This window comes from Pseudomonas sp. SED1 (genome assembly GCF_034044025.1).
Classification (GTDB): domain Bacteria; phylum Pseudomonadota; class Gammaproteobacteria; order Pseudomonadales; family Pseudomonadaceae; genus Aquipseudomonas.
In genome coordinates this window covers 1-23581 of sequence record NZ_JAXCIS010000052.1, presented here as the reverse complement: position 1 = coordinate 23581, position 23581 = coordinate 1, and the positions used below count along the sequence as shown (strand labels likewise).

Here is a 23581-nt window from a genome sequence, read left to right as displayed (position 1 = left end):
TCGGCATTGCCGCCCAAGGCTTTCGAAGCACAAAAACAACAATTTCGATGAAGCACTTTGAGGACAACCATCATGATTATTTACGGTGTGGCGTTGCTGGCGATCTGCATGTTGGCAGGCGTGATTCTGGGAGACATGCTCGGCGTGCTGCTGGGCGTGAAATCCAACGTGGGCGGGGTGGGCATCGCAATGATCCTGCTAATCTGCGCGCGGCTGTGGATGCACAAGCACGGTGGCATGACCAAGGAATGCGAGATGGGTGTCGGCTTCTGGGGCGCGATGTACATCCCGGTGGTAGTGGCGATGGCGGCCCAGCAAAACGTGGTGACCGCGCTGCACGGCGGCCCGGTGGCGGTGCTGGCGGCGATTGGTTCGGTGGTGGTGTGCGGTTGTGCGATTGCCTTGATCAGCCGTACTCACAAAGGCGAACCGCTGCCCGATGAAGAGCCGCTGATCGCGGTTGCACCTGTCGCGGGAGGTCGCTGATATGTGGGAACTCATCGAGAAAGGCCTGGCAAATAACGGCTTGATCACCGCCTTCGCATTTGTCGGCGTGGTGATGTGGATTTCGGTGGTGCTGTCCAAGCGCCTGACCTTCGGACGCATCCACGGCTCAGCCATCGCGATTGTGATCGGGCTGGTGCTGGCGTGGGTGGGCGGTACGTTGACCGGTGGGCAGAAAGGCCTGGCGGATGTGGCGCTGTTTTCCGGGATCGGGTTGATGGGCGGCGCCATGCTGCGGGACTTTGCCATCGTGGCCACGGCGTTTGAAGTGCAGGCTACCGAGGCGCGAAAGGCCGGGTGGATTGGTGCGATTGCCTTGCTGCTGGGTACGGTATTGCCGTTTATTGTGGGCGCGAGTATCGCCTGGGCGTTTGGTTATCGCGATGCGATCAGCATGACCACCATCGGTGCGGGCGCGGTGACTTACATCGTCGGGCCGGTGACCGGAGCGGCGTTGGGCGCAAGCTCGGATGTGGTGGCGCTGTCCATTGCAACCGGGTTGATCAAGGCGATCCTGGTGATGGTGGGTACGCCCATGGCGGCACGCTGGATGGGCCTGGATAACCCGCGCTCGGCCATGGTGTTTGGTGGCCTGGCCGGCACGGTGAGTGGTGTGACGGCGGGCCTGGCGGCGACGGACCGGCGGCTGGTGCCGTATGGCGCGTTGACCGCCACCTTTCACACCGGGCTTGGGTGCTTGCTGGGGCCTTCGTTGCTCTACTTCATCGTGCGAGGAATCGTCGGCTAACCCGAGATTTGTCGACCGCTTTTGTGGCGAGGGAGCTTGCTCCCGCTGGAGCGCGAAGCGGTCCCATTGCATCCTTCCAGAAACAACGCGGGCGCTGATTTTACGACTGCTGCGCAGCCGAGCGGGAGCAAGCTCCCTCGCCACAGGGGATCATTGTCAGGTTTGGCGATTCGCATACATCCGGCACTCTGCCAACAGCGCGAGCAAATTCGGGTCGCGCTCCTTGGCTTTCAGAAACACCACGCCAATGTGCTGCTGCAAACGGTAGCGCGGTTGCAGGGGAATCAGCTTGACCCGGTTCTCATACACCGCCGCAATCCGCCCCGGCAGCAGTGCATAACCCACGCCCGAGCTGACCATGCTCAGCAGGGTGAAGATGTCGTTGACCTGCATCGCCACCTTCGGCTCGAACCCTGCCTGCTTGAATACGCGGTTGCCATCCTGATGGGTGGCGAAGCCTTGGGTGAGGGTGATGAAGGTGGCGTCGCGCACGTCCGCCAGGTCGATTTCCTGTTCGCGGTCGAAGGGTGAATCGGCCGGGGTGGCGAGGAAGATGTCGTCGGAGAACAGTGCGATTTGCTCGCAGTCGGGATCGTTGGCGTGCTCGTCGAGGGAGATCAGGATCGCGTCGACTTCCATGTTCTTCAGCTTGTAGAGCAAGTCGAAATTGGAGCCGAGGATCAGGTCGATGTTCAGCTCGCTGCGGCGAATCTTCAGCCCCATGATCAACTGTGGCACGGTCTTCACCGTCAGCGAATACAGCGAGCCCAGCTTGAAACGCTCGGCGGAAAACCCGGCGGCTTCGCGGGTCAGCCGCACACTGTCCACCACGTCCTGCACCAGCTTCTGCGCGCGCTCTTCCAGCACATAGGCGCTTTCCAGCGGCGTGAGGTTGCGCCCTTCGTGCTTGAACAGCGGGCAGCGCAGGGCGTTTTCCAGGGAGTGGATCGCCCGGTGCACGCTCACGTTGCTGGTTTGCAGTTCAGCCGCCGCCCGCGCCAGGTTGCCGGTGCGCATGAACGCCAGAAAGATTTCCAGCTTCTTGAGGGTGAATTCTTCGTCGATCAGCATGACAGTGACCCTTGTTCGAATGCCGTCGATTGTGCCCCTAAAACCAGCCCGCTCCCAGCCATGAACTGCACAGGCCCAGCAGCACGCCGAGGATGATCAGCCAGATCGCGTTAAGCCGCGTGTAATACACCACGGCGGCGCTGGCCAGGGTCAGCACCAGGCTGGTGGCGTTGTTTTCCAGGCTGTTCATCAGGATGTAGCTGGCGGCCAGGATCAGCCCGATGGAGATCGGCAACAGGCTGCGCTTGACCCGCTGCACCCACGGCGTCTCGGTGTGTTTTTCCAGCCAGCCGGCGCCGAAGTAGGTGAGCACCGAGCAGGGCAGCAGCTTGGCGGTCAGCGCCACCAGCGCGCCCGGTAACCCGGCGGCTTGCTGGCCGATAAACACCAGGAACATGCCGTTGGGTCCAGGCAGGGCCTGGGACAGGGCGAAGAAGGCGACGAACTGCGCGTCGGTGATCCAGTTCATGTCGGTGACGGTGTAGCGGTGGATGTCGCTCAGGGCCACGGTGTTGCCGCCAATCGCCATCAGCGACCACAGCGCGCATTGGATCATCAGGTGAAACAGCACGCTCTGCATCAGCCCGCCACCTTTTGCTTGCCCATGAAACTCAAGGCCAGGGAGCTGGGAATGCAGATCAGCAAGACCATCCACAACGGCAGCACCAGCACCGCCATCAACACGAAGGTCAGGACGAACGCGCTGTAATTCGCCAGGGTCCGCGGCATGGCCTTGAGCAGGCGCAAGGTGGTACCGAGCATCAGCCCGGTGGCGATCGGCATGACCGCGCCGAAGATCTGCTGCACCACGTCATGGCTCCACCATTTGGCATAGGCGAAGCCGGCCAGCACGGTGATCAGCGAGGGGAACAGATACAAGCCGACCACGGTCACAACCGCACCCGGCAAGCCGTGAAGGCGCCGGCCGTAGATGATGCCGACGTTGGCGATATTCGGCCCGGGGAAGAATTGGCCGGTGGTCAGCAGCTCGTTGAAACCTTGTTCGCTGACCCACTGCCTGCGGTCCACCATCATCTGCCGCGCCCAAGGCATCACGCCGCCGAAGCCAAACAGGCCGACCATGGCGAAGTTGTAAAACAACTGCCACAGACTGGGATGAGGCGGGGCAGGTTCGACGTCGGGCATGGGCGTTACCGTTGAGGGGCTTTGTGTGGGAGCGGGCTTGCTCGCGAAGGTCATTAACGATGACGCGGGCATCCTGGATGAACGCGGCACCCTCAGGTTTTTCGCGAGCAAGCCCGCTCCCACAGGATGAAGCGAATCATCTATCGGCTCGTGTATTTGGGCAAATGAAGAAAGGTTGTTACCTGAAATTGAGCAGGTGACGTCAGAATGGTCTGGGTGATAACCGTTATTCGAGGTGAGTGACACATGTATCACGGGGAACGATTCAACGCCTGGAGCCACTTGCTCGGGGCGGTTGCGGCTTTTGTGGGCGCGGTATGGCTGTTGGTGGTGGCCGCTATGGACGGCAGCCCCTGGAAGATTGTCAGCGTGGCCATTTACGGTTTCACGTTGTTGGTGTTGTACAGCGCGTCGACCGTGTACCACAGCGTGCGCGGGCGTAAAAAAGCGATCATGCAGAAGGTGGATCACTTTTCGATCTACCTGCTGATCGCCGGCAGCTACACGCCGTTTTGCCTGGTGACACTGCGCGGACCGTGGGGCTGGACGCTGTTCGGGATTGTGTGGGGGCTGGCGGTGATCGGCATCCTGCAGGAGATCAAGCCACGCTCCGAGGCGCGGATCCTGTCGATCGTGATCTACGCCGTGATGGGCTGGATCGTGCTGGTGGCGGTCAAGCCGCTGATTGCCGCGCTGGGCCCCACGGGTTTTGCCTGGCTGGCGTCGGGTGGGGTGCTGTACACCGTGGGCATTATTTTCTTTGCCCTGGAGGACCGCTTGCGGCACTCCCACGGGATCTGGCATTTGTTCGTGATCGGCGGCAGCCTGCTGCATTTCGTGGCGATCATGGGGTACGTGTTATAGCCGGTCCAACTGCTCCTGGGCCCGGCTGCTGAATATCTCCAGCAGGCTCGCGAGCATATGCGGCGGCGGTTCGTCGGCGCGGGTCAGGGCGTACAAGGTGATCGGCAGCGGCGGCGCCAATGGGCGAATGCAGGTGGTTGCCGGTGATGCGCCGAGGGCGGTGAACGGATCGATCACCGCCAGCCCGGCGCCGGACTCGACCATGGCCCTGGCCAGGGAATAGGTCTGCACCGCAATGCTGACCCGCGGTGGCGGATCGACCGCTTCCAGATAGCTGTCCAGCTTCGCCGACAAGGGGTCGGCGCTGGACAGGCCAATCAACGGCGCGCCCGCCAGCGCCATCAGCGGCAGCGGTTTGCCCCATTCGTTTTCCTTCCAGTAATCCTTTGGCGCCAGCGCTACCAATACGCCGTGGGCCAACGCCTGGGCGCTCAGCCCCGGGTGATCGGGTGGCTGCAGCGTCAGCGCTACGTCGACTTCACGCATCAACAGGTTTTGCACCAGCTCGCGGCTGTGGGCGCTGGACAGCTCGCAGGCGATATCCGGGTAGCGTTGGGTCCATTCGCGAATGGCCGGTGGCAACAACGACAGGGCCAACGCTGGCGTGGCGCCGATACGCAAGCTCTGGCCCGGCTCGCGTCGCAGGTTCTGCGCCAGGCGCCGCACGCCTTGCAGGCTCTCGGTCACCTTGTCGACCTCCCGCTCCAGCGCCAACGCTTCCGGCGTCGGCTGCAACTTGCCGCGTATGCGCAGGAACAGCGGGAACCCCAACTGCAACTCGGCATGCTGCAACACCTTGCTCACCGCCGGCTGCGAGACATGCAGCAGTTGGGCAGCGGCGCTGATGGAGCCGGTCTGGCGGATGGCCTGGAAGATTTCGATATGACGCAAGCGCATGGGCAGTCCATAACCTTTGTTTATGGGTGACCCATCTTTATTCATTGTCCCGCGGATGTCACCTGCCTCTAACCTTCGAGCCTGACATCGCACGGTTAAGGGACGCACATGGCTCAGCAGGTTTGCATCATCGGTGGTGGGGTTATCGGCCTGGCGAGTGCCTACGCGCTGGTGCGTGCCGGGATGCAAGTGACCGTGATCGAGGCTCGGGAAACCCTGGGCAGCGAGACCAGTTTCGCCAACGGCGGGCAGCTGTCCTACCGCTATGTCGCACCGCTGGCCGACAAGGGCGTGCCGCTGCAAGCCATTGGCTGGATGCTGCGCGGTGACTCGCCGCTGAAGCTGCGCCCGCGCATGGACCCGGCACAGTGGCGCTGGATGGCGTCGTTCCTGGGGGCTTGTCGTGGCTCGGTGAACCAGCGCAATGCGGCCCATCTGCTGCGCCTGGCGTCCCTAAGCCAGGACACCCTGCAACGCTGGCGTGAAGAGGACCAGTTGGGGGATTTCCACTGGCGGCGCAATGGCAAGCTGGTGACCTTCCGCAGCCTCGACAGCTATGAGCGCGCGCTGAATAAAGTGACGGACCCGTTGCAGCAGCAAGTGCTCTCGGCGGCGGACTGCGCACGGCTGGAGCCGACCTTGGACGGCGCCGGTTTTGCTGGCGGCATCTATACGCCCAATGAAGAAGTTGGCGACTGTCACGCGTTCTGCCAGCAACTGGCGGCACGTCTTGAGGCGTCGGGGCGCTGCACGTTCCTGCTGGGGCGCAAGGTGACGGGGATTCGTCACAGCGCAGGCGCCGTGCAGGCGATCGAAATGGGCCGTGAGCTGCTGCCCGTGCAGCAATTGGTGCTGGCCGCCGGACATCGCAGCCCCGAGCTGGCCTTGCCCGGCGTGTCGCTGCCGCTCTATCCCCTCAAGGGCTACAGCCTGAGCGTGCCGATTGGCGCGCAGCACCGGGCGCCGAATATCAGCATCACCGACTACGATCGCAAGATCGTCTACGCGCGCATCGGTGAGCAACTGCGGGTGGCGGCGATGGTGGATATCGTCGGCTTCGACACACGCCTTGAACCCAAACGCCTGGCGCTGATTAAACGTCAGGCGCTTGAGACGTTCCCGCTGGCCGGGGATTACCAGCATGCGGTCGAATGGGCCGGCATGCGCCCGGCCACGCCTACGGGTGTGCCGCTGATTGGTGCCAGCGCTTATAGCAACCTGTGGCTTAACCTCGGGCATGGCGCCCTCGGGTTTACCCTGGCTTGCGGCAGCGGCCAGGTGCTGGCCGAGTTGATTGGCCGGCACAGCACTTCCATTGATATGCAGGGCTTCGCGCCCCGTGCCGCTTGAGGATGTTTAGATGACCATCACCCGAATCAACAGCAACAGTCGCCTGTCTGGCGCCGTGGTGTTTCAGGACTTGGTGTTTTTGTCCGGCCAGGTGCCGGGGGAAGGCCGCGATGTGAAGACCCAGACCGAAGAAGTGTTGGTCAAGATCGATGCGCTGCTGGCCGAGGCCGGCAGCGACAAGGATCATCTACTGAACGCGACCATCTACCTGAACAATATTCAGGACGGTTTTGCGCCGATGAATGAAGTCTGGTCCGCCTGGTTGTCGCCGGGGCAGGCACCGACGCGTACCACGTTGCAGGCGCAGTTAGCACGGCCCGATGTATTGGTGGAGATCAGCGTCATCGCTGCCCGCCGTCCATAACTAAAACAAAAATGGAGAATAACAATGCAAAAACTGTGGCGAGGGGGCTTGTCCCCCGTTGGGCTGCGCAGCAGCCCTATACTCTTCCTGGCACTGATATTGAGCGCCCAGACCCAGGCAATCGAAGCCCCTCTGGAAGGCACGCTGAGCAAGATCGCCAACGCCAAGAGCATCACCCTCGGCTACCGCGATGCCTCGGTGCCGTTTTCATATGTGGGTGATAACAGCGGCAAGCCCATGGGCTATTCGGTGGAGCTGGCGAACAAGATCGTCGAGCGCATCCAGCAGAAAACCGGTGTGCCAAAACTCAACGTGAAGTACAACCTGGTGACCTCCCAGACCCGCATTGCACTGGTGCAAAACGGCACCGTGGACCTGGAATGCGGCTCCACCGGCGTTACCGCCGAGCGGCAGAAACAGGTGGCGTTTTCCTACGGGTTTATCTATGTGAAGGGCCAGTTGCTGACCGCCAACGACAGCGGCATCAAACGCTTCGCCGACCTGCGGGACAAGAACGTAGTGACCACCGCCGGCACCACCAATGAACGCTTCCTCAAGAGCTACAACGTCGATCACAAACTAAACATGTCGGTGATCAGCGCCAAGGACCATGGCGAGGCGTTCCAGATGCTGCAATCGGGCCGGGCAGCGGCGTTCTACATGGATGACGCGTTGCTCTACGGCGAGCGGGCCAAGGCCAAGGATCCGCACAAGTGGGTAGTAGTGGGGGAGGAGCAGTCGCGGGAAATCTACAGCTGCATGGTGCGCAAGGACGACCCGCAGTTTCTCGCGGTGGTCAACGAAACCCTGGCCGGCCTTTACAGCTCGGGGGAGATCAACGGGATTTACCAGCGCTGGTTTGAACAGCCGATTCCGCCCAAGGGCTTGAACCTGGAATTCCCGATGACCAGTGAGTTGAAGGCGATTATTGCCAAGCCGGTGAGTGATCCGGTGGAGTAGTGGAGTGGAAACCCGATCAAAATGTGGGAGCAGGCAAGCCAGCTCCCACATTTGATCGGGTTTGCAAAGCGGGTTTAGAAGTCGCCCCAGAGTTGTTGGGCCACCGCCAGCGCCACGACTGGCGCAGTTTCGGTGCGCAGCACCCTAGGGCCCAGGCGTGCAGAATGAAAACCTGCACCTTGGGCCGTTTCGACTTCCCCATCAGTCAAACCACCTTCCGGCCCGATCAGGAAGGCCAGGCTTCCAGGCTTGGCGTGGCTCACCAGCGGCTCGGCCACCGGGTGCAGCACCAGCTTCAAATCCGCTTCGGCCTGCTTCAGCCAATCCGCCAGCAACAGCGGTGGGTGAATCACCGGCACCCGCGAACGACCGCACTGCTCGCACGCGCTGATCGCCACCTGGCGCCAGTGCTGCAGGCGTTTGTCGGCGCGTTCGTCCTTGAGGCGCACTTCGCAGCGGTCGCTGAAGATCGGGGTGATCTCATTTACCCCCAGCTCGGTGGCTTTCTGGATCGCCCAGTCCATCCGCTCGCCACGGGACAGGCCCTGGCCGAGGTGAATCTGCAACGGTGATTCGATCTGCCCGGCGAAAGTCTCGGTGACCTGCACCACCACGCGTTTTTTGCCGACTTCCAGCAAGCTGGCGCGAAACTCCTGGCCGGAGCCGTCGAACAGTTGCACGGCGTCGCCTTCGCTCATGCGCAACACGCGGCTGATGTAATGCGCCTGGGCTTCCGGCAACTCGTGGTCGCCAAGGCTCAGTGGGGCGTCGACAAAAAAGCGGGACAGTCTCATTTCTGTTCTCTGGGGAGGTTCATGTAGGAGCGAGCTTGCTCGCGAAGAACGTAAGGGCGCCGCGTTTAACCAGGATACCCGCATTATCGTTGACGATTTTCGCGAGCAAGCTCGCTCCTACAGGTCAGGCAGCAGCGGCACCCGATTAATCAAGTGAATTCAATCAGCCCGGATCACGAAACCCCGGGTGGAAATCCTTGGGCACCGCCACGCTGACCTTGCTGTTGGTGGCGATATCAATCCCTTCGCTGGCCACTTCGGCCAGGAAGTCGATCTGCTCCGGGGTGATCACATACGGCGGCAGGAAATACACCACGCTGCCCAATGGCCGCAGCAACGCGCCACGCTCCAGCGCATGCTCGAACACCTTGAGGCCACGGCGTTCCTGCCACGGGTAGGCGGTCTTGGTGGCCTTGTCCTGCACCATCTCGATGGCCAGCACCATGCCGGTCTGGCGTACTTCCGAGACGTGAGGGTGGTCCACCAGGTGCGCGGTGGCGGTGGCCATGCGCTGGGCCAGGGCCTTGTTGTTTTCGATGACGTTGTCTTCTTCGAAGATATCCAGGGTCGCCAGGGCCGCCGCACAGGCCAGCGGGTTGCCGGTGTAGCTGTGGGAATGCAGGAAGGCACGCAGGGTCGGGTAGTCGTCGTAGAAGGCGTCGTACACATCGTCGGTGGTGACCACCGCCGCCAACGGCAGGTAGCCGCCGGTCAGGGCCTTGGACAGGCACAGGAAGTCCGGGCGGATGCCGGCCTGTTCACAGGCGAACATCGTGCCGGTGCGGCCAAAGCCCACGGCGATTTCGTCGTGGATCAGGTGCACGCCATAGCGGTCGCAGGCTTCCCGCAGCAGTTTGAGGTACACCGGGTGGTACATGCGCATGCCGCCGGCGCCCTGAATCAACGGTTCGACGATCACGGCGGCCACGGTGTCGTGGTTGTCGGCGAGGGTCTGCTCCATGGCCAGGAACATGTTCCGGGAATGTTCTTCCCAGCTCATGCCCTCGGGGCGCAGGTAGCAGTCCGGGCTCGGCACCTTGATGGTGTCGAGCAGCAAGGCCTTGTAGGTTTCGGTGAACAGCGGCACATCACCCACCGACATCGCGGCGATGGTTTCGCCGTGATAGCTATTGGTCAGGGTGACAAAGCGCTTCTTGTTCGGCAGGCCGCGGTTGAGCCAATAGTGAAAGCTCATCTTCAGCGCGACTTCGATGCACGACGAGCCGTTGTCGGCGTAGAAGCAGCGGGTCAGGCCTTCGGGCGTCATCTTCACAAGGCGCTCGGACAGCTCGATCACCGGCTGGTGGCTGAAACCGGCGAGGATCACGTGTTCCAGCTGATCCACCTGGTCCTTGATGCGCTGGTTGATGCGCGGGTTGGCGTGGCCAAACACGTTGACCCACCAGGAACTGACGGCGTCGAGGTAGCGTTTGCCTTCGAAGTCTTCCAGCCAGACGCCTTCGCCACGCTTGATCGGGATCAACGGCAGTTGCTGGTGGTCTTTCATCTGGGTGCAGGGATGCCACAGCACCGCAAGGTCGCGTTGCATCCACTGGTTATTCAAACCCATCTTCATTCTCCTCGAAGCGGCTCGCGACGTGCGCGGGCGAAACAATCGCGCAAGCCTATGCAATGCAGACCTGTGTCACAACCCATTGCGAGGTGGAAGCGTAAATTGGTGGTAAACGCAGGACAGTCCGTCACGTTTCTTCTGGATAGTCCTTAATCTCTTGTTAACTTACTCTGCATACGCTCTTGATCGTATTTCTCGATATTTCAAAGCGAAATTTTCCGCTTTAAATCGATAGGTAAGTCGATAGTCTTGGCACAGTTCTTACGGGATTTGGAACATGCAGCTACGTAACTCATCGGCCCGCTACGGCTGGGTCAGCATTGTTTTGCACTGGGGCGTGGCCCTTGTGGTGTTCGGTCTGTTCGCGTTGGGCCTGTGGATGGTGGGTCTCGACTACTACAGCACCTGGCGTAAAGACGCCCCGGACCTGCACAAAAGCATCGGCATCACGCTGTTCGCCATCATGCTTGTGCGCATTGTCTGGCGTTTGCTCAGCCCGCCGCCGCCCCCGCTTGCCAGCTATAGCCGCATGACGCGTCTGGGGGCTGCGTTTGGCCACGCATTCCTGTATCTCGGGCTGTTTGCCGTGATGATTGCCGGTTACCTGATTTCCACCGCAGACGGTGTCGGGATCCCGGTATTTGGCCTGTTTGAGATTCCTGCACTGGTTTCCGGGCTACCGGACCAGGCAGACACCGCAGGCGTGGTGCATTTGTACCTGGCCTGGGTATTGGTGGTGTTCTCCGGCCTCCATGGTGTGGCTGCGTTGAAACACCATTTCATTGATCGTGATGTGACCCTGGTTCGTATGCTGGGGCGCAAAGCCTGATGTTCAACCTCGACTCACAAGGAATAGAAAGCATGTTGAAAAAGACTCTCGCCGCTCTGGCCATCGGTTCTGCCCTGCTGACTGCCGGTCAGGCGATGGCAGCTGACTACGTTGTCGACAAGGAAGGCCAGCACGCCTTCGTTGACTTCAAGATCAGCCACTTGGGCTACAGCTTCATCACCGGTACCTTCAAGGACCTGGACGGCAAGTTCAGCTTTGATGCTGCCAAGCCTGAAGACAGCAAGATTGAGTTCAACGTCCGCACTGCCAGCGTGTTCACCAACCACGCCGAACGTGACAAGCACATCGCCAGCAAAGACTTCCTGGATGTTGGCAAGTTTGCCGATGCCAAGTTCGTCTCCACCAGCGTCAAGACCACCGGCAAGAATGCTGACGGCAAAGTCACTGCAGACGTGACCGGCGACCTGACCTTCCACGGCGTGACCAAGCCAATCGTCGTCAAGGCCACCTTCCTGGGTGAAGGCAAGGATCCATGGGGCGGCTACCGTGCCGGCTTTGAAGGTACTACTTCCTTCAACCGCCAGGACTTCGGCAAGCAGATGGACCTGGGCCCAGCGTCCAACACCGTTGAGCTGTACGTGACGTTTGAAGGTGTGAAAGCGAAGTAATTTTCGCCCGCTAAACAAAACGCCGACCTTTGTGTCGGCGTTTTTTTTTGTGTCGTTTAAGAAGACTCCTACGCAATTTCAGCTCTTAGCCTGTTTTTTTACGCGACGGATATCTCTATTTCTACACGGTCCCCCCTGACTCTCTAGGAGTAGATCGATGCTGATGAAAACATTTGCTGCACTGACGATGAGCTTCAGCGTGCTTGCTGCAGGCCAGGCCCTGGCTGCGGACTATGTGATCGACAAGGAAGGCCAGCACGCCTTTATCGACTTGAAGGTCAAGCATCTGGAGTACAGCTTTATCACCGGCACCTTCCGAGACCTGGACGGAACGTTCAGTTTTGATGCGACCAAGCCCGAAGACAGCAAGATCGAAGTGAATGTGCGTACCGCCAGTCTGTTCACCAATCACACGGAACGCGACAAGCACCTGCGGGAAAAGGAATACCTCAATGTCGACAAGTTTCCCGACGCCAGGTTTGTTTCTACAGGTGTGAAACTGACCGGCACCAATTCGGAGGGGAAACTCACGGCCGATGTAACGGGTGACCTCACCCTTGGCGGTGTGACGAAATCCATCGTGGTCAAATCAACGTTCCTCGGGGAGGGCGATGACCCATGGGGCGGTTACCGTGCGGGGTTCGAAGGCACCACCAGTATTCTGCGGGAAGACTTTGGCCAGACGGGCAAGCTGTCCCCAGGCTCCAGCCGGATCGAGTTGTACATCACGTTCGAAGGCATAAGGACGAAGTAAGTCTTCGTTGCCCTGAAACAAAAATGCCCCGGATCTCGCGATCCGGGGCATTTTTTATGGCGCTTTGAAAACTCAGCGGTTGCGGGTCAGCAACGCCGGTTTTTCACCACGTGGACGGCCCGGCAGTTGATCCAACTGCTCAGGTGTCAGCGTGCGATCGCTTTTCGACTCTTTGTGGATGATCTTCGGTGCCGGGCCGCCGCGCGGGTTTTGCACCGCTGGCTCCGACAGACGAGGTTGATCATCACTAGCCGGACGACGGTTGCGCGATTCTTCGCGACGGGCCTGGCCGTCACGCGGTGCGCCGTTGCGCGGGCCGCTGCGCTTGGCAGGCGGGGTGCCGGTGGTGGCGCCGTTGCTGCTGCGCGGGCCGTTCTGGCGACCTTGTGGCTGGCCGCCAGTGCGTGGCGCAGAACCTGCGCCTGCGCCCTGGGCCGGAGCGCCCGGGCGACGACCACGGCCCTGGGCCGGCTTGGCCTGGGGTACGTAGTCAACGCGGTTACCGAAGTTGTCTACGTCGTCGTCCAGGAACTCGTCCGGCGCTCGGTCGGCAGCAGCACGTGCCGGCTGGCTCGGCTGGCGCTGTTCGCGGGCCGGGGTGCCTTCACGGGGCTTTTGCTCACGAGCCGGGCGTTCGCCACGGCCGTTGGTCGCAGCCTTGTCCTTGCCGCCTTTGTCCTTGCCCTTGTCTTTACGACCGCCACCACCGCCGCCGCCGTTCGGGCCATCGCCCTTCGGACCGCGTGGGTTGTTGCGTGGGTTACGCACGTCCGGACGCTCGCGCACTTCAGGCTTTTCAGCCTCAACGGCGCTGGAGTCGAAGCCCATCAGGTCGCCGTCGGTGATTTTCTGCTTGGTCATGCGCTCGATGCTTTTCAGCAGCTTTTCTTCGTCCGGAGCGACCAGGGAAATGGCCTCGCCCGAACGACCGGCCCGGCCAGTACGGCCGATACGGTGCACATAGTCTTCGTCGACGTTTGGCAGCTCGAAGTTGACCACGTGTGGCAGCTGGTCGATATCCAGGCCGCGAGCGGCGATGTCGGTGGCGACCAGGATGCGCACTTCACCGGCCTTGAAGTCGGCCAGGGCTTTGGTGCGAGCGTTCTGGCTCTTGTTGCCGTGGATGGCGACGGCGGTGAGGCCGTGCTTGTCCAGGTACTCGGCCAGGCGGTTGGCGCCGTGCTTGGTGCGGGTGAAGACCAATACCTGTTCCCACGCGCCGGCGGTGATCAGGTGGGCCAGCAGCGAACGCTTGTGGGCGGCCGGCAGGCGGAATACGCGCTGCTCGATACGCTCGACCGTGGTGTTCGGCGGCGTGACTTCAATGCGCTCGGGGTTGTGCAACAACTTGCCCGCCAACGCGGTGATGTCGTTGGAGAACGTGGCCGAGAACAGCAGGTTCTGGCGTTTGGCCGGCAGGCGCGCGAGGACCTTTTTCACGTCATGGACAAAGCCCATGTCGAGCATGCGGTCGGCTTCGTCCAGCACGAGGATTTCCACGTGGGACAAATCGACGCTGCCTTGGCCGCACAGGTCGAGCAAACGACCCGGGCATGCAACCAGTACGTCGACACCGCGGGACATGGCCTGAACCTGTGGGTTCATGCCGACGCCGCCGAAGATGCAGGCGCTGACGAACTTCAAGTCGCGGGCATACAGCTTGAAGCTGTCATGCACCTGGGCGGCGAGTTCGCGGGTAGGGGTCAGGACCAGTACGCGCGGTTGGCGCGGGCCATGACGCTGGGATTTGTCCGGGTGACCATTGGGGAACAACCGCTCCAGGATCGGAAGGGCGAAGCCGCCGGTTTTACCAGTACCTGTCTGAGCCGCAACCATCAGGTCGCGACCTTGCAACACGGCGGGAATGGCCCGCTGTTGCACCGGAGTAGGCTCGGTATAGCCCGCTGCCTCGATGGCGCGGACTAAAGCCTCGGAGAGACCGAGGGAAGCAAAGGACATGAGTAATCCTGTTTTAGTTAGGGCTTGGCCCAGAGGGATAGTCTTGCCTGGCGTGAATGGCGTTTAGATGAACGCAATCCCGTCCGGTCCTGCTGGGGCTGGCAGGCACTCAGACGGCTCGCGCGGGCTTGAAAGCTGCGCTGTAGCGGGGTCGGGTGCCTTTTGCAAGACCGAAGCGTCCGGGCGTAAGCCTGGCGGAAAGGCCGGAGTATAACAGAGCAATCACTCTGCGCTGCTTTCCTGCTGCTCAACGGTGCGCGCGGGCACGGCGGATGCGCTGGTTTGAGGGCTGCTGCCTGCATATTTGGCGCTCAAGGCCGCGTAGGCCGGCTCTTGCTTGAAGCGTTTGAGTTCGGCGGCAAAGCGTTGCACCAGCAAATCCATGCCGGCACCACGGCGCACGGCGAGGAATTGTGGCTGGCTGCTGACCACCGGGGGTGCCTGGGTGATCTGGTCCTCAAGTCCGAGGGCCTTGAGCACATGCTGGCCGACTCGGCGGTCCGTGATGACCAGGTCGATTCGCCCCAGGGCCAGCTTGCCGAAGTTGGCCTCATGGCTGGCGGCCGGCTCCTGCTTGAACTGTGTGGACTCGCTGAACTCGGCGCCATAGAGGTAACCCGGCGACGTGCCGATGGTCAGGCCACGCAGGTCGTCGAAGGTCTGGAACGGATGTGGGCGCTCGTTGGCGTAGAACAGCACGAACTCCACCTCGGACAGCGGCTCGCTGGGGTACAGCAGCACCGCGTCGCGTTCGTGGCTGTGGAAAATATCCAGTGCGCCATCGGCCTGGCCCTGATCGAGCATCGCCAGGCAGCGCTTCCAGGGCAGAAATTGCCAATCCACATCGATGCCCAAACGCTGGAACACGATCACCGTGGTCTCGTAGTCGAGCCCGCGCATGGTGCCTTTGTCGTCGTATACGTAAGGCGCCCAGGGCTCGGTGACAATGCGCAGTTTCTCGCCATGGGCACCGAGGCTCAGGCAAGCGAAAAGAACAACAGTCAACAACCGGAAAGTGACAGGCATGCCCCGAGATTACGACTGTCTCGGGCTAAAGAGAAGCTCTGGCTCAGCGATCTGCGGGCGCCCGCCGGTTTTACTTACCGGGAGATTTGATCAAGTGTTCGTAGATCGCCTCGCGCCGCTCACCGAGAATCAGCCGCACCACGGGATTGGCAAACCAGTGCTCTAGCAGATGGGCATCAACGGGCCGGCCCTGGCGCTCTTCCTGATTTTGCCGGGCCTTGTCCCACCAAACCGGGCCACACGCCTGGTCGAACTCGTTTTCATGCTCATAGCAGCCGTAGAGGATTTCCCGGATGAACTGCTGCTGGTGCTTGGGCAATATCAGGGTGATCAGCTTGTACATCAGCCGTTGCAGGCGCGGCGGGCGCGGCAGATGGGCGGAGACCTGGCGGGTATCGTCGAGGGCCGTGACGCTGGTGGGGTTCGCCGCATGCTTGGCGATCCATGCCTTGACCTTGGCCCGGAACAGCTGCTTGCGGCTCCAGTAGTGGTGGATCAGGTCCGGGCATTCGCGCACGTTGAGGGTGCGATAAGCGGCGATGGACAGGCAGAACTCTTCCAGGGTGTAGGCACCCTGGGCATGGGGAAACAGTTCGTCCATCAGCTCGATCGAACGGTCGAGAATGTGCGCGTCCTGCTGCGTCAGGCCCATGACCCCGGAGTTGAGGGTCATCATGTCGTCGTCGGCCACGCCCATGTCCAGCAGGCGTTGGTACAGGGCGCTGTACAGAATGCTTTCGTGGTTGTCGCCGTACTTGGTGTAGAAGGCGTTGCACAGCAGGGTGCCGGGCTGCACGCGTTCAAACAGCGCCAAGGGCGAGTGGTGGAAAAACGTGTCGGTGTCGATCAGCAGCGCCACTTCGGACTCTTGCAGCACCTGCCGCAGCACCACGTGCTTGGTGCGGAAGTGGTAGCCATGGGGCTCGCTCCAGCGTTTACGCGTGGCTTCATCCAGCGGGCGCACCCGTACCGGCAGCAGGCGATAAGGCTCGGGATTGTCGCTGAAGACCTGGATATCGATGCCGGCATCCGGCGTATCCCGCAGGAAGGCCAAGGCACTGGCGATACTGAATACCGCTTCCTGATGGTAAGTCTCGGCGCCGAATACCAGGTACACCAGTTGCGGGCGGGACGTCGGGGCGGTTGTATTCATGGACTGCAGAATTCCGTGGGCGTTTAGAACGGCAAAGGCCCTCGATATGAGGGCCCTGGCATTTCGGAGCAGACCTTAGCGTGGCAGCTTCAGGTTGTTCCAGACAGCGAGGCTTGGCTCAGCCTGGTTCAGGGTATAGAAGTGCAACCCTGGCGCGCCACCTTGCAACAATTGTTCACACATTTCGCTGATGACCTGCTCGCCGAACGCCTGGATGCTCTTGACGTCGTCGCCGTAGGCTTCCAGTTGTTTGCGAATCCAGCGTGGGATTTCCGCGCCGCAGGCGTCAGAGAAACGCGCCAGTTTGCTGTAGTTGGTGATCGGCATGATGCCCGGCACGATCGGGATATTCACACCCATCGCCTGTACACGTTCAACGAAGTAGAAGTAGCTCTCTGCGTTGAAGAAGTACTGGGTGATTGCGCTGTTGGCGCCGGCGTTGGCTTTGCGCACGAAGTTCTGCAAATCGTCTTCGAAATTGCGCGCCTGGGGGTGCATCTCCGGATAAGCGGCCACTTCGATATGGAAGTGATCGCCGGTTTCTTCGCGGATGAAGCTCACCAGGTCATTGGCGTAGCGCAGCTCGCCGCTGGCCATGCCCATGCCGGACGGCAGGTCACCGCGCAGGGCGACGATGCGCTTGATGCCGGCTTGCTTGTATTGGGTCAGCAGGCTGCGCAGGTCGGCCTTGCTGTCGCCCACGCAGGACAAATGCGGAGCAGCAGGGACTTTGACTTCGCTTTCCAGCTGCAACACGGTGTTGATCGTGCGATCGCGGGTGGAGCCACCGGCACCGTAGGTGCAGGAGAAGAAATCGGGGTTGAAGCTGGCCAACTGCTTGGCAGTCGCCATCAGTTTTTCATGCCCAGCATCGGTCTTGGTCGGGAAGAACTCGAAGCTGTAGCGACGGTCTTGGGACATGGTCGTATCCTTGGAAACTCAAAACTGGAAGGCTTACACCGTCAATGTGGGAGCGGGCTTGCTCGCGAATGCGGTGGGTCAGCCATGATTGCTTCGACTGACACTCCGTATTCGCGAGCAAGCCCGCTCCCACACAAGCCCGCTCCGACAGGGAGAGAGCCGGTTACTTAGTAGCGGTAAGCGTGCGGCTTGAACGGGCCTTCGACCGTCACGCCGATGTAGTCGGCCTGGGTCTTGGTCAGTTGAGTCACTACGCCGCCGAAGCCGCGGACCATTTCCAGGGCCACTTCTTCGTCGAGTTTCTTCGGCAGTACTTCCACGGTCAGGCGCTCGGCTTTCTGGGCTGGCGACAGGTCGGCGTATTTCTGGCCGAACAGGAAGATCTGCGCCAGAACCTGGTTGGCGAACGAGCCATCCATGATGCGGCTTGGGTGGCCAGTGGCGTTGCCCAGGTTCACCAGACGGCCTTCGGCCAGCAGGATCAGGTAGTCATCGTTCTGCGGGTCGAAATCACCAGCACCGGTACGGTGAACCTTGTGTACCTGTGGCTTCACTTCTTCCCATGCCCAGTTCTTGCGCATGAAAGCGGTGTCGATTTCGTTGTCGAAGTGACCGATGTTGCACACCACGGCGCGCTTTTTCAGGGCCTTGAGCATGTTCGAGTCGCACACATTCACGTTGCCGGTGGTGGTCACGATCAGGTCGATCTTGCCCAGCAGCGCTTTGTCGATGCTCGCTTCGGTGCCGTCGTTCTGGCCGTTGATGAACGGCGAAACCACTTCGAAACCGTCCATGCAGGCTTGCATGGCGCAGATTGGGTCAACTTCGGAGACTTTAACGATCATGCCTTCCTGACGCAGGGACTGGGACGAACCCTTGCCCACGTCACCGTAGCCGATCACCAGCGCTTGCTTGCCGGACAACAGGTGGTCGGTGCCACGCTTGATCGCATCGTTCAGGCTATGACGGCAGCCGTACTTGTTGTCGTTCTTGCTCTTGGTCACCGAATCATTGACGTTGATGGCCGGGATTTTCAGCTCGCCCTTGGCCAGCATGTCCAGCAGGCGGTGAACGCCGGTGGTGGTTTCTTCGGTCACGCCGTGGACGCGGTCGAGGATCTGCGGGTATTTCTTGTGCAGCAGCTCGGTCAGGTCGCCGCCGTCGTCGAGGATCATGTTGGCATCCCATGGCTTGCCATCCTTGAGGATGGTTTGCTCCAGGCACCACTCGTACTCTTCTTCTGTCTCGCCTTTCCAGGCGTAAACAGCGATCCCGGCAGCAGCGATAGCGGCAGCAGCCTGGTCTTGAGTCGAGAAAATGTTGCAGGACGACCAACGTACTTCGGCACCCAGGGCAACCAGGGTTTCGATCAGCACGGCAGTCTGAATGGTCATGTGGATGCAGCCGAGAATCTTCGCGCCCTTGAGCGGCTGCTCAGCGGCGTACTTGCGGCGCAGGCCCATCAGGGCTGGCATTTCGGATTCGGCGATAAAGGTTTCGCGACGGCCCCAGGCAGCGAGGGACATGTCGGCGACTTTGTAGTCGGTAAAACCTGCAGGCGTGATTACAGCGCTCATGAAGAGCCTCCATTCGTAGTGTGCGAATGGGCGCCGTTGTGCGTTTAGTATCAGGCCCAATTAACCAGGCCAGACAACGCCCCATCCGAGCCTGACAGGTCGAGCCTGCTGCAGCGCCCCTCGGACAGGTGGCGGGAGAACGGTATCAATCGAAGATGACCGTTTTGAAGCGGAGGCGATTATAGCCGCCTGCGCCTGACTTCTAAAGCCTTTCTGTCGGCGGCATGAAGATCGCTCATGGGGTTGATAGGCAATGGCTCATAGAGCTTGGGGCCGGCCTCTGCCATGATGTTGACCATCATTTCGCAACACGCTTTGGAGTGAACATGAACTTCCACACCCGCAAATGGGTAAAACCCGAAGACCTCAACCCCAACGGCACCCTGTTCGGTGGCAGCCTGCTGCGCTGGATCGACGAAGAGGCCGCCATCTACGCGATTGTCCAGTTGGGCAACCAGCGGGTGGTGACCAAGTACATTTCTGAAATCAACTTTGTCAGCGCCTCGCGCCAGGGCGACATCATCGAGTTGGGCATCACCGCCACCGAGTTCGGCCGCACCTCCATCACCCTGACCTGCGAAGTGCGTAACAAGATCACGCGCAAGAGCATTCTGACGGTGGAAAAAATGGTCTTCGTGAACCTGGGCGAAGACGGTTTGCCGGCGCCCCATGGCCGCACCGAGATCAAGTACGTGAAGGATCAGTTTCAGTCGGAAGGCATCGGCGAGTAATCCTGCGCAGGGCCAGTGAACGCTCTTGATCAACCATGGGTCGTACCTGAATATCGCCCCCCGTTCAGGTATCACCATGGCCACCCAAGAAGACGGCAAGACCCCCAATCTGTCGCAGGAAGAGCAGCACGACGTCGACAAGAACCAGCCGCCTCGCGCGGCGGTTCTGCATGAAATCATCCGCACTCAAGGCGACCAGGAACTGGAGCGCAATGTCGCCGCGTTGTGGTGGTCGGCGCTGGCCGCTGGCCTGACCATGGGCCTGTCGCTGATGGGCATGGGCTTGCTCAACTCGCGCCTGCCGGATGGCGAAGAGTTCAAGGTGATCGCCAGTTTTGGCTACTGCGCAGGTTTTCTGGCGGTGATCCTCGCCCGTCAGCAGTTGTTCACCGAAAACACCCTGACAGCGGTGTTGCCGGTGATGAGCAAACCCACGCTGAATAATTTCGGACGTCTGCTGCGTTTATGGGCAGTGGTGCTGGTGGGCAACCTGTGCGGCACCTTGCTGGTGGCGTACGTGATGCTGCACTTGCCGATCTTTGACACCAAGACCGACCTGGCCTTCCTGGAAATCGGGCGCAAGGTCATGGAAAACGACGCCTCCCAGATGTTCGCCAAGGGCATTGTCTCCGGCTGGATGATCGCCACCATGGTCTGGATGATCCCGTCCATGGAAAGCGCCAAAATCTGGATCATCATCCTGATCACCTACCTGATGGCACTGGGAGACTTCACCCACATCGTGGTGGGTTCGGCGGAAGTGTCGTACCTGGTATTTGCCGGCGAGTTGCCGTGGAAAGACTTCTGGCTGGTGTTCGCCGGGCCGACACTGGCGGGCAATATCATCGGCGGCAGCTTTATCTTTGCGCTGATCAGCCATGCGCAGATTCGCAGCGAAAGCAGCCTGCCAGGCAAAGCCGCTGCGGACCCGAGGCATCCGCAGCAGATCAAAAAGGATCAGTGAGTCTCCGGCGCCGCAGCAGGCGCCGGATCATCCTTGGTCACGTGCTTGACCAGCTTGCCGATGCTCAAGCCCTGCAACAGGATCGAGGACAGCACCACGATGTAGGTGATGCTCAGCAGCAAGTCGCGCTCCGGGCCCAACGGCAGGGCCAGTGCCAATGCCACGGAAACCCCACCGCGCAAGCCGCCCCATGTAAGGATGCGGATGGTGCCGCGGGGCACCGTGCGCCAGCGCCGCAGCAGCAGGATCGCCGGGGCGACCGTCAGCAGGCGTGACAACAGGATCGCCACCGCCAGCAAACTGGCGGCCAGCACGTGCAGCCAGTTGAACGGCAACAGCAGCAATTCCATGCCGATCAGCGCGAACAGCAGGGCGTTGAGCATGTCATCCAGCAGTTCCCAGAAACCGTCCAGGTAGCGACGGGTCATGTCGTTCATTGCCAGCTTGCGGCCCAGGTTGCCGATGATCAGTCCCGCCACCACCATCGCAATCGGTGCCGAGACGTGCAACTCGGTGGCCATTGCCGAGCCGCCGATCACCAGGGCGAGGGTCAGCATCACTTCGATCTGGTACTGCTCGATGCTCTTGATCATCAGGTACACGATGTAGCCGATCAGCCCGCCGAACACCACGCCACCGATCGCCTCATGGGCAAACAGCATGGCCGTGGCGCCAACCGTAGGCGTCTCGCCCAGTTGCGCGATGCCCAACAACACCGTGAACACCACCACCGCTGTGCCGTCGTTGAACAGCGATTCGCCGACAATGGTGGTCTTCAGCGGCTTGGACGCGTTGGCGGTTCGTAGCACACCGAGTACGGCAATCGGGTCGGTGGGGGAAATCAGCGCGCCGAACAGCAGGCAATACAGGAAGCTTACGTGCCAGCCGAACAGGGCAAAGATGTAGAAGGCCAGGCTGCCGATCACCACCGTGGCGATCAATACGCCGAAGGTGGCGAGCAGGCCGATGGGCCAGCGGTAGCTGCGCAGGTCGCTCAGGTTGACGTGCAGGGCGCCGGCGAACAGCAGGAACGAGAGCATCCAGTTCATCAGCAAGTCGCCGAAGTCGATCTGGCCGATCAACTGCTGAATGCGTTCTTCAAGGCCGGGGTAACCGATAAAGCTCAAACCTTGCAGCAGCAGGGAAAACATCAGTGCCGTCACCATCACACCGATAGTGGGCGGCAGGCCGATGAAGCGGTAGTTCACATAAGTGAGCAGGGTGGTGAGGCAAATAAACGCAGCGACAAGTTCAAGCATCCGGGGTCCTTGGATGGGGGGTGAGTAGTTAGTTGGATAGGTGGACCGCAGCGAGGCGGCGACGTTGCAAGCAGATGGAGAAAAGTGCCGTCAGGCATACGCTCGGGTCGATGAGGATCGGGCAGCAGCAAAAAATTATGGGTAGAGGTCTTTGCGCAACTGAGTGCGGCGTGGTTGGCTTTAGTATAAACAGGTGCTGACATATGGCGCATCAATTCTGCTGTTTCTGACTGGGGAGTCACGAGTGATTGCAACAGCTCTGGTACTGGTAGCGGCGCTGCTGCATGCGACGTGGAACACCTTGATCAAATTCAGCGGCGAGCGCCTGTTGGTGATCGCGTGCATGGACACGGTGGCGTTGCTGTTTGTCTTGCTGGCGGTAGGTTTCGTGTCGTTGCCGCCGCTGGAAATCTGGCCATGGATCATCGCCTCGGCGCTGTTTGAATTGCTCTATCGCTACCTGCTGATCCAGGCCTATCGGGTGGGTGACCTGGGGTTGGTGTACCCGTTGATGCGTGGGCTGTCACCTCTGGTGGTGCTGGTGCTGACGCTGGTGTTTGCCGGTGAGGTGCTCAGCACCCAACAGATCCTCGGCATTCTGCTGATTCCGTTCGGCATGCTGTGCCTGTTGTGGCAAGGCGGTGGTGGCGAGCGGTTGCCCTGGTCGATGTTGCCGGTGGTGGCGCTGATTGGCCTGTGCATCGGCTGCTACACCTTCCTCGATGGCCAGGCGTTGCGCCGTTGGTCACACCCGCTGGATTACCTGGTGTGGCTGACGCTGATCAGCGCCTGGCCGTTTCCGTTGCTGGCGATGGTGCGCAAGCGGGCGGCGTTCGGGCTGTTCTGGCGTACCCAGTGGCGGCTGGGGCTGAGCGTCGGGTTGTGCGTGTTGTTGAGCTACGCTCTGGTGCTTTGGGCCATGCAGTTGGGCTCGATTGCCGAGGCTGCCGCGCTGCGGGAAGTCAGCGTGATCCTGGTGGTGCTGTTCGGTATGCGTTACCTGAAAGAACCTTTCGGCCGCCCGCGGCTCATAGCCTGTGGGTTGGTGCTGATCGGCATGTTCGTGATGAAGCTCTAACCGTCGGACAAAACTAAAAAAGGAATGGGTTATGACAGTCGCTTTCTGGTGTGTGTTGATCGCAATTTTTCTGCCGTACCTGTGCACGGGCGTGGCCAAGTTCAGCGGTGGCAAGTTCGGGCCCCGGGATAACCATGATCCGCGTGCCTTCCTGGATACGCTGGAGGGGTTTGCCAAGCGTGCCCACAGTGCGCAACTCAACAGCTTTGAAGTGACCCCGGCCTTTGCGGCGGCGGTGATCATCGCCCATTTGGCCGGCGCGGCGTCGCTGGTGACGATCAACGTGCTGGCGGTGCTGTTTATTACCAGCCGGTTGCTTTACATCATCTGCTATCTGGCGGACTGGGCGATCCTGCGGTCGGTGGTGTGGGCGGTGGGGATGGCGTTGATTGCGAGTTTCTTCTTCGTCTCGATCTAAAGCCTGACACTG

General features: G+C 60.8%; 25 protein-coding genes and 1 riboswitch. Of the genes, 13 read left to right on the top strand and 12 right to left on the bottom strand.

Annotation, left to right across the window (positions count from 1 at the left end):
* Positions 1–72: 72 nt before the first annotated feature.
* Both madL and madM read left to right on the top strand, forming a co-directional pair.
* Positions 73–486: a malonate transporter subunit MadL gene (madL, locus tag SNL23_RS07715; RefSeq protein WP_076017755.1), complete on the top strand. Its 414-nt coding sequence runs from the start codon at positions 73–75 to the stop codon at positions 484–486.
* Between the two features lies 1 nt (position 487).
* Complete coding sequence (gene madM, locus SNL23_RS07710; RefSeq protein ID WP_076017756.1) at positions 488–1252, top strand: malonate transporter subunit MadM; 765 nt, start codon at positions 488–490, stop codon at positions 1250–1252.
* 156 nt (positions 1253–1408) lie between these two features.
* Here the strand turns inward: madM and SNL23_RS07705 are convergent, their stop codons facing one another.
* From SNL23_RS07705 to SNL23_RS07695, 3 genes are read right to left on the bottom strand one after another with little or no spacing between them, the layout of a single operon-like run.
* Positions 1409–2323: a LysR family transcriptional regulator gene (locus SNL23_RS07705; RefSeq protein WP_167664108.1), complete on the bottom strand. Its 915-nt coding sequence runs from the start codon at positions 2321–2323 to the stop codon at positions 1409–1411.
* A 37-nt stretch (positions 2324–2360) separates the two neighbouring features.
* A complete protein-coding gene (locus SNL23_RS07700; protein WP_318301953.1) occupies positions 2361–2903 on the bottom strand; it encodes a chromate transporter in 543 nt (180 codons plus the stop codon).
* Entirely contained in the window at positions 2903–3469 is a 567-nt protein-coding gene (locus SNL23_RS07695) for a chromate transporter (RefSeq protein WP_318301952.1), read from the bottom strand. The genes SNL23_RS07700 and SNL23_RS07695 overlap by 1 nt, the downstream gene beginning before the upstream one ends.
* A 246-nt stretch (positions 3470–3715) precedes the next feature.
* Between SNL23_RS07695 and trhA the strand changes: the two genes are divergently transcribed.
* Entirely contained in the window at positions 3716–4333 is a 618-nt protein-coding gene (gene trhA, locus SNL23_RS07690; RefSeq protein WP_318301951.1) for a PAQR family membrane homeostasis protein TrhA, read from the top strand.
* Here trhA and SNL23_RS07685 read toward each other — a convergent pair.
* Entirely contained in the window at positions 4328–5230 is a 903-nt protein-coding gene (locus tag SNL23_RS07685; RefSeq protein ID WP_076017762.1) for a LysR family transcriptional regulator, read from the bottom strand. The two genes, trhA and SNL23_RS07685, sit on opposite strands and share 6 nt — an antisense overlap.
* 108 nt (positions 5231–5338) lie before the next feature.
* Here SNL23_RS07685 and SNL23_RS07680 point away from each other — a divergent pair, with 108 nt between their 5' ends.
* The 3 genes from SNL23_RS07680 to SNL23_RS07670 are packed head-to-tail and all read left to right on the top strand — an operon-like array spanning position 5339 to position 7904.
* Positions 5339–6580 carry a D-amino acid dehydrogenase gene (locus tag SNL23_RS07680; RefSeq protein WP_318301950.1) on the top strand — a complete coding sequence of 414 codons (1242 nt, stop codon included), beginning with the start codon at positions 5339–5341 and terminating at the stop codon, positions 6578–6580.
* Positions 6581–6590: 10 nt separating this feature from the next.
* Positions 6591–6944 carry a RidA family protein gene (locus SNL23_RS07675; RefSeq protein WP_318301949.1) on the top strand — a complete coding sequence of 118 codons (354 nt, stop codon included), beginning with the start codon at positions 6591–6593 and terminating at the stop codon, positions 6942–6944.
* Between the two features lie 24 nt (positions 6945–6968).
* Positions 6969–7904 (top strand): transporter substrate-binding domain-containing protein, encoded by a 936-nt coding sequence (locus tag SNL23_RS07670; RefSeq protein ID WP_318301948.1) that lies wholly within the window; start codon positions 6969–6971, stop codon positions 7902–7904.
* A gap of 74 nt (positions 7905–7978) precedes the next feature.
* On the opposite strand, the gene SNL23_RS07665 is transcribed toward SNL23_RS07670, so the two are convergent.
* Both SNL23_RS07665 and SNL23_RS07655 read right to left on the bottom strand, forming a co-directional pair.
* Positions 7979–8698, bottom strand: a complete 720-nt coding sequence (locus SNL23_RS07665) for a 16S rRNA (uracil(1498)-N(3))-methyltransferase (RefSeq protein WP_076017765.1) — start codon at positions 8696–8698, stop codon at positions 7979–7981.
* Positions 8699–8861: 163 nt separating this feature from the next.
* Entirely contained in the window at positions 8862–10268 is a 1407-nt protein-coding gene (locus tag SNL23_RS07655; RefSeq protein ID WP_076017767.1) for an adenosylmethionine--8-amino-7-oxononanoate transaminase, read from the bottom strand.
* A 280-nt stretch (positions 10269–10548) separates the two neighbouring features.
* Between SNL23_RS07655 and SNL23_RS07650 the strand changes: the two genes are divergently transcribed.
* The 3 genes from SNL23_RS07650 to SNL23_RS07640 all read left to right on the top strand — a co-directional run bounded on the left by SNL23_RS07650 (position 10549) and on the right by SNL23_RS07640 (position 12483).
* Positions 10549–11100, top strand: a complete 552-nt coding sequence (locus tag SNL23_RS07650; protein ID WP_076017768.1) for a cytochrome b — start codon at positions 10549–10551, stop codon at positions 11098–11100.
* 32 nt (positions 11101–11132) lie between these two features.
* The gene (locus SNL23_RS07645; protein ID WP_076017769.1) at positions 11133–11729 is read left to right on the top strand and encodes a YceI family protein; all 597 of its coding nucleotides are present in this window, start codon (positions 11133–11135) and stop codon (positions 11727–11729) included.
* 157 nt (positions 11730–11886) lie between these two features.
* Complete coding sequence (locus SNL23_RS07640) at positions 11887–12483, top strand: YceI family protein (protein WP_076017770.1); 597 nt, start codon at positions 11887–11889, stop codon at positions 12481–12483.
* Between the two features lie 72 nt (positions 12484–12555).
* Here SNL23_RS07640 and SNL23_RS07635 read toward each other — a convergent pair whose 3' ends face one another.
* From SNL23_RS07635 to ahcY, 5 genes are all read right to left on the bottom strand, one after another.
* Positions 12556–14442 carry a DEAD/DEAH box helicase gene (locus SNL23_RS07635; protein ID WP_076017771.1) on the bottom strand — a complete coding sequence of 629 codons (1887 nt, stop codon included), beginning with the start codon at positions 14440–14442 and terminating at the stop codon, positions 12556–12558.
* 222 nt (positions 14443–14664) lie between these two features.
* Positions 14665–15468: a substrate-binding periplasmic protein gene (locus tag SNL23_RS07630; protein ID WP_076017772.1), complete on the bottom strand. Its 804-nt coding sequence runs from the start codon at positions 15466–15468 to the stop codon at positions 14665–14667.
* 70 nt (positions 15469–15538) lie between these two features.
* Entirely contained in the window at positions 15539–16621 is a 1083-nt protein-coding gene (locus SNL23_RS07625; RefSeq protein WP_076017773.1) for a hypothetical protein, read from the bottom strand.
* Positions 16622–16696: 75 nt separating this feature from the next.
* The gene (gene metF / locus SNL23_RS07620; protein WP_063033886.1) at positions 16697–17542 is read right to left on the bottom strand and encodes a methylenetetrahydrofolate reductase [NAD(P)H]; all 846 of its coding nucleotides are present in this window, start codon (positions 17540–17542) and stop codon (positions 16697–16699) included.
* Between the two features lie 167 nt (positions 17543–17709).
* On the bottom strand, positions 17710–19119 hold the full coding sequence (gene ahcY / locus SNL23_RS07615) for an adenosylhomocysteinase (RefSeq protein ID WP_076017775.1): 1410 nt from the start codon (positions 19117–19119) through the stop codon (positions 17710–17712).
* A 21-nt stretch (positions 19120–19140) separates the two neighbouring features.
* A riboswitch (S-adenosyl-L-homocysteine riboswitch) is annotated at positions 19141–19247 on the bottom strand.
* 198 nt (positions 19248–19445) lie between these two features.
* Between ahcY and SNL23_RS07610 the strand changes: the two genes are divergently transcribed.
* On the top strand, positions 19446–19850 hold the full coding sequence (locus tag SNL23_RS07610) for an acyl-CoA thioesterase (protein ID WP_076017776.1): 405 nt from the start codon (positions 19446–19448) through the stop codon (positions 19848–19850).
* Between the two features lie 76 nt (positions 19851–19926).
* The gene (locus tag SNL23_RS07605; RefSeq protein WP_076017922.1) at positions 19927–20814 is read left to right on the top strand and encodes a formate/nitrite transporter family protein; all 888 of its coding nucleotides are present in this window, start codon (positions 19927–19929) and stop codon (positions 20812–20814) included.
* Here the strand turns inward: SNL23_RS07605 and SNL23_RS07600 are convergent.
* Complete coding sequence (locus SNL23_RS07600) at positions 20808–22073, bottom strand: cation:proton antiporter (RefSeq protein WP_076017777.1); 1266 nt, start codon at positions 22071–22073, stop codon at positions 20808–20810. The genes SNL23_RS07605 and SNL23_RS07600 overlap by 7 nt on opposite strands.
* A gap of 244 nt (positions 22074–22317) precedes the next feature.
* Here SNL23_RS07600 and SNL23_RS07595 point away from each other — a divergent pair, with 244 nt between their 5' ends.
* Positions 22318–23151: an EamA family transporter gene (locus SNL23_RS07595; RefSeq protein WP_076017778.1), complete on the top strand. Its 834-nt coding sequence runs from the start codon at positions 22318–22320 to the stop codon at positions 23149–23151.
* Positions 23152–23182: 31 nt separating this feature from the next.
* Positions 23183–23569, top strand: a complete 387-nt coding sequence (locus SNL23_RS07590) for an MAPEG family protein (RefSeq protein WP_076017779.1) — start codon at positions 23183–23185, stop codon at positions 23567–23569.
* Positions 23570–23581 lie beyond the last annotated feature (12 nt).

Excerpts from the sequence above, each read along its gene's own strand:
- madL (WP_076017755.1), top strand. The coding sequence starts at position 73 with ATGATTATTTACGGTGTGGCGTTGCTGGCGATCTGCATGTTGGCAGGC.
- SNL23_RS07635 (WP_076017771.1), bottom strand. The coding sequence starts at position 14,442 with ATGTCCTTTGCTTCCCTCGGTCTCTCCGAGGCTTTAGTCCGCGCCATC.
- SNL23_RS07705 (WP_167664108.1), bottom strand. The coding sequence starts at position 2,323 with ATGCTGATCGACGAAGAATTCACCCTCAAGAAGCTGGAAATCTTTCTG.
- SNL23_RS07645 (WP_076017769.1), top strand. The coding sequence starts at position 11,133 with ATGTTGAAAAAGACTCTCGCCGCTCTGGCCATCGGTTCTGCCCTGCTG.
- SNL23_RS07680 (WP_318301950.1), top strand. The coding sequence starts at position 5,339 with ATGGCTCAGCAGGTTTGCATCATCGGTGGTGGGGTTATCGGCCTGGCG.
- trhA (WP_318301951.1), top strand. The coding sequence starts at position 3,716 with ATGTATCACGGGGAACGATTCAACGCCTGGAGCCACTTGCTCGGGGCG.
- SNL23_RS07630 (WP_076017772.1), bottom strand. The coding sequence starts at position 15,468 with ATGCCTGTCACTTTCCGGTTGTTGACTGTTGTTCTTTTCGCTTGCCTG.
- ahcY (WP_076017775.1), bottom strand. The coding sequence starts at position 19,119 with ATGAGCGCTGTAATCACGCCTGCAGGTTTTACCGACTACAAAGTCGCC.
- SNL23_RS07640 (WP_076017770.1), top strand. The coding sequence starts at position 11,887 with ATGCTGATGAAAACATTTGCTGCACTGACGATGAGCTTCAGCGTGCTT.
- SNL23_RS07605 (WP_076017922.1), top strand. The coding sequence starts at position 19,927 with ATGGCCACCCAAGAAGACGGCAAGACCCCCAATCTGTCGCAGGAAGAG.
- madM (WP_076017756.1), top strand. The coding sequence starts at position 488 with ATGTGGGAACTCATCGAGAAAGGCCTGGCAAATAACGGCTTGATCACC.
- SNL23_RS07610 (WP_076017776.1), top strand. The coding sequence starts at position 19,446 with ATGAACTTCCACACCCGCAAATGGGTAAAACCCGAAGACCTCAACCCC.
- SNL23_RS07655 (WP_076017767.1), bottom strand. The coding sequence starts at position 10,268 with ATGGGTTTGAATAACCAGTGGATGCAACGCGACCTTGCGGTGCTGTGG.
- SNL23_RS07600 (WP_076017777.1), bottom strand. The coding sequence starts at position 22,073 with ATGCTTGAACTTGTCGCTGCGTTTATTTGCCTCACCACCCTGCTCACT.
- SNL23_RS07695 (WP_318301952.1), bottom strand. The coding sequence starts at position 3,469 with ATGCCCGACGTCGAACCTGCCCCGCCTCATCCCAGTCTGTGGCAGTTG.
- SNL23_RS07675 (WP_318301949.1), top strand. The coding sequence starts at position 6,591 with ATGACCATCACCCGAATCAACAGCAACAGTCGCCTGTCTGGCGCCGTG.
- metF (WP_063033886.1), bottom strand. The coding sequence starts at position 17,542 with ATGTCCCAAGACCGTCGCTACAGCTTCGAGTTCTTCCCGACCAAGACC.
- SNL23_RS07700 (WP_318301953.1), bottom strand. The coding sequence starts at position 2,903 with ATGCAGAGCGTGCTGTTTCACCTGATGATCCAATGCGCGCTGTGGTCG.
- SNL23_RS07625 (WP_076017773.1), bottom strand. The coding sequence starts at position 16,621 with ATGAATACAACCGCCCCGACGTCCCGCCCGCAACTGGTGTACCTGGTA.
- SNL23_RS07670 (WP_318301948.1), top strand. The coding sequence starts at position 6,969 with ATGCAAAAACTGTGGCGAGGGGGCTTGTCCCCCGTTGGGCTGCGCAGC.
- SNL23_RS07665 (WP_076017765.1), bottom strand. The coding sequence starts at position 8,698 with ATGAGACTGTCCCGCTTTTTTGTCGACGCCCCACTGAGCCTTGGCGAC.
- SNL23_RS07650 (WP_076017768.1), top strand. The coding sequence starts at position 10,549 with ATGCAGCTACGTAACTCATCGGCCCGCTACGGCTGGGTCAGCATTGTT.
- SNL23_RS07590 (WP_076017779.1), top strand. The coding sequence starts at position 23,183 with ATGACAGTCGCTTTCTGGTGTGTGTTGATCGCAATTTTTCTGCCGTAC.
- SNL23_RS07685 (WP_076017762.1), bottom strand. The coding sequence starts at position 5,230 with ATGCGCTTGCGTCATATCGAAATCTTCCAGGCCATCCGCCAGACCGGC.